Below are 7,439 nucleotides of genomic sequence, written 5' to 3'. Positions count from 1 at the left end.
ACACACATTTAGCGGTGTGACCTCCGACGCATTCCCGGCTAAAGCCAGTCCTACAGGAAGACCGCGTTCAAATAGTAGGACTGGCTTTAGCCGGGAAGAGGCCAGTGAGAGCAACACACATTTTGCGGTGTGACGCCCGACGCCTTCCCGGCTAAAGCCAGTCCTACAGGAAGACCGCGTTCAAATAGTGGGACCGGCTTTAGCCGGGAAGAGGCCGGTGAGAGCAACACACATTTCGCGGTGTGACGCCCGACGCCTTCCCGGCTAAAGTCAGTCCCACTATTGGCCGCAGTCACTCTCACTTACTGCATTCCCATCAATCCCGCGCCATCACTCCACCGGCGCCAGGCGCTCCCGGCTATTGCTCAGGTGAGTCCACATTGCGGCGCGGGCGGCGTCGGGGTCCTGGCGGCGGATGGCGGCGAGGATGGCTTCGTGTTCGAGGTTGGCCAGATACGCACTGTGGGTGAGGCTCGCCCCGGCACGTTCGCTGGTGGCGATGCGGCTGCGCGGGATGACGGCGATGCCGAGGTTCTGCAGGATCTCCACGAAATACGGATTGCCGGTGGCCTCGGCGATCAGCAGATGAAAGCGCCGGTCCGCTTCGACGCAACTGTCTTCCTTGGCCAGCAGGTCCTGATAATCATCCAGCGCGGCGCGCATCGCCGTCAGCTGTGCCTGACTGCGGCGTTGCGCGGCCAGGGCGACGGCCTGGGTTTCCAGGCCCATGCGCAGTTCGATGATGTGCCGCACGCTGAACGCGGTTTCCACCTTCAGATGCAGCCCGCTCTGCTCCGAACGCGCCAGCACGTAGGTGCCTTTGCCCTGATGGGTCTCGACCAGCCCGGACGCCTGCAATTTGGAAATCGCTTCGCGCACCACGGTGCGGCTCACGCCATGCTCGCGGACAATCTCGCTCTCCGACGGCAACTTTGCACCAGGCGCAATGGTGCCCATCAGGATCCGCTGACTCAGGTCGGTAACCAGGTCCGTCGCCAGGCTGTGTGGGCGACGCTTGGGTGGCAAGGGTCCGGTGCTGTTCAAAGAAGTCGTCCTATAAGTGCTGAAAAGAATGGCGGCCCGAGAGAGCCTGCCATCCACTTGTATTTTCCTGACCACCCGCGCTCGATGCACGCACTCAGCCACTCGCCGGAAACTCATCGCGACACGGCCAGGACCCTTGAAAACAGAGCCAAACAGCAGCGCCCAGCAACTCATCCCACTTGTCAGACAGGCGAGCCTAGCCCGACGAAATACTTCTCGCAACCCCCGCAAATCCGGTTGCCAGCGCGACCATTACTTGTATGATGACTGGCAACAGGGGTTACACCTTGTCACACACAACGTGCTTGACCACCCGCATAAAAATAATCAGTGGGAGTTACCAGAGTGAACACATCCTCAACACGGGCGGATGACGCCTCCGATTCCGTCCTGCAATCGGCGGTCTCGAAAGTCAAACGACACATCCTGCCGCTGTTCGTCATCATGTTCATCGTCAACTACATCGACCGGGTCAACATCGGTTTCGTGCGTAGTCACATGGAACATGACCTGGGTATCGGTGCGGCCGCCTACGGCTTCGGTGCCGGCCTGTTCTTCATCGCGTATGCGATGTTCGAAGTTCCCTCCAACATCCTCTTGCAGAAAGTCGGCGCGCGCATCTGGCTGACCCGCATCATGCTGACCTGGGGCATCGTCGCCGCCTGCATGGCGTTCATTCAGACCGAAACCCACTTCTACATCCTGCGCTTCCTGCTGGGCGTGGCCGAAGCCGGGTTCTTCCCGGGCGTGATCTACTACTTCACCCGCTGGTTGCCAGGCGTCGAGCGTGGCAAGGCCATCGCCATCTTCCTCAGCGGCTCGGCCTTCGCGTCGGTGATCTCCGGCCCGCTCTCCGGCCTGCTGCTGCAGATCGACGCGCTGGGCTACCACGGCTGGCAGTGGATGTACTTCATAGAAGGCATGTTCTCCGTCGGCCTGTGCTTCTTCGTCTGGTTCTGGCTCGACTCAAAACCCCACGACGCCAAATGGCTGACCGAGGCCGAGAAGGACGCGCTGGTCAACACCATCGACGCTGAACAGAAGGCTCGCGAAGCGGCCAACCCGGTCAAGCTGTCCATGGGCAAGCTGCTCAAGGACCCGCAGATCATCCTGTTCTGCCTGATGTACTTCTTCATCCAGCTGACCATCTACGCGGCGACGTTCTGGCTGCCGAGCATCATCAAGAAGATGGGCGACCTCACCGACTTCCAGGTCGGCCTGTTCAACTCGATCCCGTGGTTTATCGCCATCGTCTGCATGTACGGCTTCGCCTCGCTGTCGGCCAAGTGGAAGCACCAGCAAGCGTGGGTGGCCGTTGCGTTGTTGATCGCGGCAGCAGGGATGTTCATGTCGACCACGGGCGGTCCGGTGTTTGCCTTTGTTGCGATCTGCTTCGCGGCGATGGGCTTCAAATCGGCGTCGTCGCTGTTCTGGCCGATCCCCCAGGGCTATCTGGATGCGCGGATCGCCGCGGGGGTCATCGCGCTGATCAACTCCGTGGGCAACCTGGGCGGTTTCGTTGCACCGACCACCTTCGGCATCCTCGAACAGCAGACCGGTTCGATCCAGGGCGGCCTGTATGGCCTGACTGTCACCTCGATCATCGCCGCGATTCTGGTGTTCACCGTGCGCACGACGCCCAAGCCCGGCGCGGTGCCGGTGGCCAAGGTCGACGTGACGCCCAGCCACACCTGAGCCAGGCGCTCCAAGCGCTGAACTCGACGTTCTGAACCCTTTAAAGAAAGCGCCACGACGCGCCCGGTATTATCAAGGATTTAGCGATGAACACACAGACTTCCGGCAGCACCCCCGTCATCACCGACATGCAGGTCATTCCGGTGGCTGGCCACGATGACATGCTGCTCAACCTCAGCGGCGCCCACGGCCCGTATTTCACCCGCAACATCGTTATCCTCAAGGACAACGCCGGCCACACCGGGGTGGGTGAGATCCCCGGCGGCGAGAAAATCCGCCAGACCCTCGAAGACGCCCGGTCCCTGGTGGTCGGCAGCAGCATCGGCAACTACCAGAAGATCCTCAACGACGTACGCCGCACCTTTGCCGAGCGCGATGCCGGCGGTCGCGGCCTGCAGACCTTCGACCTGCGCATCACCATCCACGCGGTGACCGGCATCGAAGCGGCGGTGCTGGATTTGCTCGGTCAGCACCTTGAAGTGCCGGTCGCCGCACTGCTCGGCGAAGGACAGCAGCGTGATGAAGTGAAGATGCTGGGCTACCTGTTTTACGTCGGCGACCAGACGAAAACCAACCTGCCCTATCGCACCGAAGCCGATGCCGACAACGCGTGGTTTCGCGTTCGTCACGAAGAAGCACTGACCCCGGAAGCGGTGGTGCGTCTGGCCGAGGCGGCTTATGCGCAATACGGTTTCGAGGACTTCAAACTCAAGGGCGGCGTGCTCAGCGGCGATGCGGAAATCGAAGCCGTCACGGCACTGGCCGAACGTTTTCCGAAAGCGCGCATTACCCTCGACCCGAACGGCGCCTGGTCGCTGAAAGAAGCGGTGCGTCTGTGCCGCGATCAGCACAAGGTGCTGGCCTATGCCGAAGACCCCTGTGGCGCCGAGAACGGTTACTCGGGCCGCGAAGTCATGGCTGAATTCCGTCGCGCCACCGGCCTGCGCACCGCCACCAACATGATCGCCACCGACTGGCGCGAAATGGGTCATGCCATTCAGCTGCAATCGGTGGACATCCCCCTGGCCGACCCGCACTTCTGGACCATGCAGGGTTCGGTGCGCGTCGCGCAGATGTGCAACGAATGGGGCCTGACCTGGGGCTCGCATTCCAACAACCACTTCGATATTTCTTTGGCGATGTTCACCCACGCGGCCGCCGCTGCGCCGGGCAACATCACCGCCATCGACACCCACTGGATCTGGCAGGACGGCCAGCGCCTGACCAAGGCACCGCTGCAGATCATCGGCGGCAATGTGCAGGTGCCGAAGAAGCCGGGGCTGGGTGTCGAGATCGACATGGACCAGGTGGCCAAGGCCCACGTGCTGTACAAAGGCATGGGCCTTGGTGCGCGGGATGACAGCGTCGCCATGCAATTCCTGGTGCCGAACTGGACGTTCAACAACAAGCAGCCGTGTCTGGTGCGCTGATCGACTGACCCGAGCCGGTCCCACTGCGGCTGAACAGCGGCGACCGGACAGAATCACCTAAATTGCCAAATGGCGACCGGCGCGTAACCCCTTGCGCGCCGTTTTTCTTCATCATCTCCCATAGCGGCCGCGTGCTACTGTTCGCGCATCTCACTGCCGTGAAGTCCTCCATGTCCCGCCTTGCCAAGACCCACCCTCGCCTGACCATTGCCACCCTCGTCGGCGTCGCCGCCGGTATCGCCAGCGCGTTCGTCGCCCCGGATATTTCAGTGATCAGCAAATGCCTGATCGGCTGGAACGTCGCTGGTTGGCTGTACATGGCGATGATCATGCGCCGCACCTTCAAATCCAGCGCGGAAGACGTGCGCCGGGTCGCGGAAATCGAGGACGAGAACGCCGGCGTGGTCCTGTTCGTCGTCTGCGTGGCGGCGATTGCCAGCCTGGCGGCGATCATCCTGGAGCTGGCCGGCATTCAGGACATGAAGGACGCCGACAAAGCGCTGCATTACGCCTTCACCGGCTTCACCATCCTTGGCTCATGGCTGCTGATCGGCGTGGTCTTCAGCCTGCACTACGCCCGGGTGTTCTACACCTGGCGCGGCGAAAAGCCGGCGCTGCGCTTTGCCGATGGCGAGGAGAACCCGGACTACTGGGATTTTCTGTATTTCTCCTTCACCTTGAGCGTCGCCGTGCAGACCTCCGACGTCGGCGTCGCCACCCGCGGCTTGCGCAAAGTGGTGCTGGCGCAGTCGCTGATCGGCTTTGTGTTCAACACCTCGATTCTGGGGTTCTCGATCAACATCGCGGCCGGGTTGTTTAACTGACATTTAGCGCAGGTACTGGCATCTTCGCGAGCAAGCTCGCTCCCACAGGATCCGGGTTGACTCGGGATCTGTGCCACGCCGGTCGCTCCCACAAAGAAGCCCATTCCAAGCGGTTTCGGGCTTCCAGAGCCGTGCAGGCAGGCGTACTGTGAGCGCCACAAAATCCAACATCGCTGCTGAACGAGGCCTCGCTCAATGACTCAGGATTCCGGGTTGAAGATTGCCGTACTCGACGACTGGCAATCGGTCGCTGAAAACGTTGTGGACTGGACCGTATTGAAGCCCATTGGCGAGGTCAGTTTTCTGCATGACTACCCGGCCGAAACTGACGCCATGGTCGCCCGCCTCAAGGACTTCCAGATCCTCTGCGTGATGCGCGAGCGCACGGTTTTCGATGACGCCCTGCTCAGTCAGCTACCCAACCTGAAACTGCTGGTCACCGGCGGCATGCGCAACGCGGCGCTGGATCTGAAGGCCGCCGGGCGCCTGGGCATCACCGTGGTCGGCACCGACAGCTACAAGTACGCGGCGCCGGAACTGACCTGGGCGCTGATCATGGGCGTGACCCGCAACCTGGTCGCCGAAGCCAACTCCCTGCGCGCGGGCGACTGGCAGATCGGCATCGGCAGCGACCTGTATGGCAAGACCCTGGGCATCGTCGGCCTGGGCAGCATCGGCCAAAAGATCGCCCGCTACGGCAAGGCCTTCGACATGAAGGTCATTGCCTGGAGCGAGAACCTCACGGCCGAACGCGCCGCCGAGCATGGCGTGACGTACGTCAGCAAACAGGCACTGTTCGAGCAATCGGACGTGGTGTCGGTGAATCTGGTGCTCAGCGAGCGCAGTCGCGGGCTGGTGGATGCCGATTCGCTGAACCGGATGAAGCCGACGGCGTATCTGGTGAACACCGCCCGCGGGCCGATCGTCGACGAAGACGCGCTGGTCGAGGTGCTCAGGCAGAAGAAAATCGCCGGCGCCGCGCTGGACGTCTACAGCGTCGAGCCGTTGCCGGCCGATCATCCGTTCCGCACGCTGCCCAACGTGCTGGCCACGCCCCATGTGGGCTACGTGACCGAAAACAACTACCGGATGTTCTTCAGCCAGATGATCGAGGACATTCAGGCCTGGCACGCTGGCGCGCCGATCCGCGTGTTTGCCTGACCGCGATTTTCACTCATCGCCTCAAGACCCAGCCTCAAGACGCACTGCATCAAGGACTCAGATGATGACCACGCCGCTTTCCCGATTGCCCTCCGACCCCCGCGCCGCGTTGCTGGTGATCGACATGCAATACGACTTCATGCCCGGCGGCGCGCTGGCCGTGGCCGAAGGCGATGCGCTGGTGCCGCTGATCAACCGCCTCGGCGCGCAGTTTCGCAATGTGGTCATGGCCCAGGACTGGCACCCGCGCGGGCATGTGTCGTTTGCGTCCAGCCATGCCGGGCGAGCGCCATTTGAAAGCATCACCCTGCCCTACGGCGCGCAGACGCTGTGGCCCGATCACTGCGTGCAAGGCAGCCACGGCGCTGCATTGCATGCGGATCTGAATATCACCCACGCGCAGTTGATCCTGCGCAAGGGCTGCAACGCCGGCATCGACAGCTATTCCGCGTTCGTCGAAGCCGACCGCACGACGCGCACCGGGCTGGCCGGGTATCTGAGCGAGCGTGGCATCGACAGCGTGTTCGTGGTCGGTCTGGCCCTGGATTTCTGCGTGGCCTGGACCGCGCTGGACGCCCGGGCGGCGGGTTTCAACACCTGGGTGATCGCCGACGCGTGCAAGGCCATCGACCTGAACGGCTCGCTGGACCAGGCCTGGAAAGACATGGCGCTGGCGGGCGTCAACCGGATCGACAGCGCAGAGCTCGCCGAATAAACACACAGCCCCCTGTGGGAGTGAGGTTGTTCACGAAGAGGCCGGGACATTCAGCCACTTTCTCCGGCGGCTGAAAGTAAGTCTTCGCGAGCAAGCTCGACTCCCACGGGATGGTGGTGCGCCTCGGAATCTCAGGTTGCTGCAGGACTTGTGGGAGTGAGCTTGCTCGCGAAGAGGCCGGGACGGTCAGCCACTTTCTCCGGCGGCTGAAAGTCAGTCTTCGCGAGCAAGCTCGCTCCCACGCGATAGTGGACTGACTCATATTTCGGCCAGTTCGTAGGACCTGTGGGAGTGAGCTTGCTCGCGAAGAGGCCGGGACATTCGGCCACTTTCTCTGGCGGCTGAAAGTCAGTCTTCGCGAGCAAGCTCGCTCCCACGAGATAGTGGACTGGCTCATATTTCGGCCAGTTCGTAGGACCTGTGGGAGTGAGCTTGCTCGCGAAGAGGGCGGGACATTCAGCCACTTTCTCCGGCGGCTGAAAGTAAGTCTTCGCGAGCAAGCTCGACTCCCACGCGATAGTGGACTGACTCAATATTTCGGCCAGTTCGGAGGACCTGTGGGAGTGAGCT

General features: G+C 62.1%; 7 protein-coding genes. 5 read left to right on the top strand and 2 right to left on the bottom strand.

Features of this window, described 5'->3' with window-relative positions:
- Positions 1-330 precede the first annotated feature (330 nt).
- On the bottom strand, positions 331-1,044 hold the full coding sequence (locus QMX88_RS28150; protein ID WP_282373528.1) for a FadR/GntR family transcriptional regulator: 714 nt from the start codon (positions 1,042-1,044) through the stop codon (positions 331-333).
- A gap of 345 nt (positions 1,045-1,389) precedes the next feature.
- Here QMX88_RS28150 and QMX88_RS28145 point away from each other — a divergent pair, with 345 nt between their 5' ends.
- The 5 genes from QMX88_RS28145 (at position 1,390) to pncA (ending at position 6,869) form a co-directional block, all read left to right on the top strand.
- On the top strand, positions 1,390-2,739 hold the full coding sequence (locus QMX88_RS28145) for an MFS transporter (RefSeq protein ID WP_282373527.1): 1,350 nt from the start codon (positions 1,390-1,392) through the stop codon (positions 2,737-2,739).
- A gap of 86 nt (positions 2,740-2,825) precedes the next feature.
- Positions 2,826-4,169 carry a glucarate dehydratase gene (gudD, locus tag QMX88_RS28140; protein ID WP_282373526.1) on the top strand — a complete coding sequence of 448 codons (1,344 nt, stop codon included), beginning with the start codon at positions 2,826-2,828 and terminating at the stop codon, positions 4,167-4,169.
- Positions 4,170-4,339: 170 nt separating this feature from the next.
- A complete protein-coding gene (locus QMX88_RS28135; RefSeq protein ID WP_282373525.1) occupies positions 4,340-4,993 on the top strand; it encodes a DUF1345 domain-containing protein in 654 nt (217 codons plus the stop codon).
- Between the two features lie 195 nt (positions 4,994-5,188).
- Positions 5,189-6,154, top strand: coding sequence for a D-2-hydroxyacid dehydrogenase family protein (locus tag QMX88_RS28130; RefSeq protein WP_282373524.1), 966 nt, complete (start codon positions 5,189-5,191; stop codon positions 6,152-6,154).
- Between the two features lie 64 nt (positions 6,155-6,218).
- Positions 6,219-6,869, top strand: coding sequence for a bifunctional nicotinamidase/pyrazinamidase (gene pncA / locus QMX88_RS28125; protein WP_282373523.1), 651 nt, complete (start codon positions 6,219-6,221; stop codon positions 6,867-6,869).
- 131 nt (positions 6,870-7,000) lie between these two features.
- Here the strand turns inward: pncA and QMX88_RS28120 are convergent.
- The coding region (locus tag QMX88_RS28120; protein ID WP_282373522.1) for a hypothetical protein at positions 7,001-7,439 on the bottom strand (439 nt) is incomplete at its 5' end.

This window comes from Pseudomonas sp. PS02290 (assembly GCF_029960075.1).
Classification (GTDB): Bacteria; Pseudomonadota; Gammaproteobacteria; order Pseudomonadales; family Pseudomonadaceae; genus Aquipseudomonas.
The sequence above is the reverse complement of the archived record's forward strand: the minus strand, read 5'-3'. Positions and strand labels throughout refer to the sequence as shown.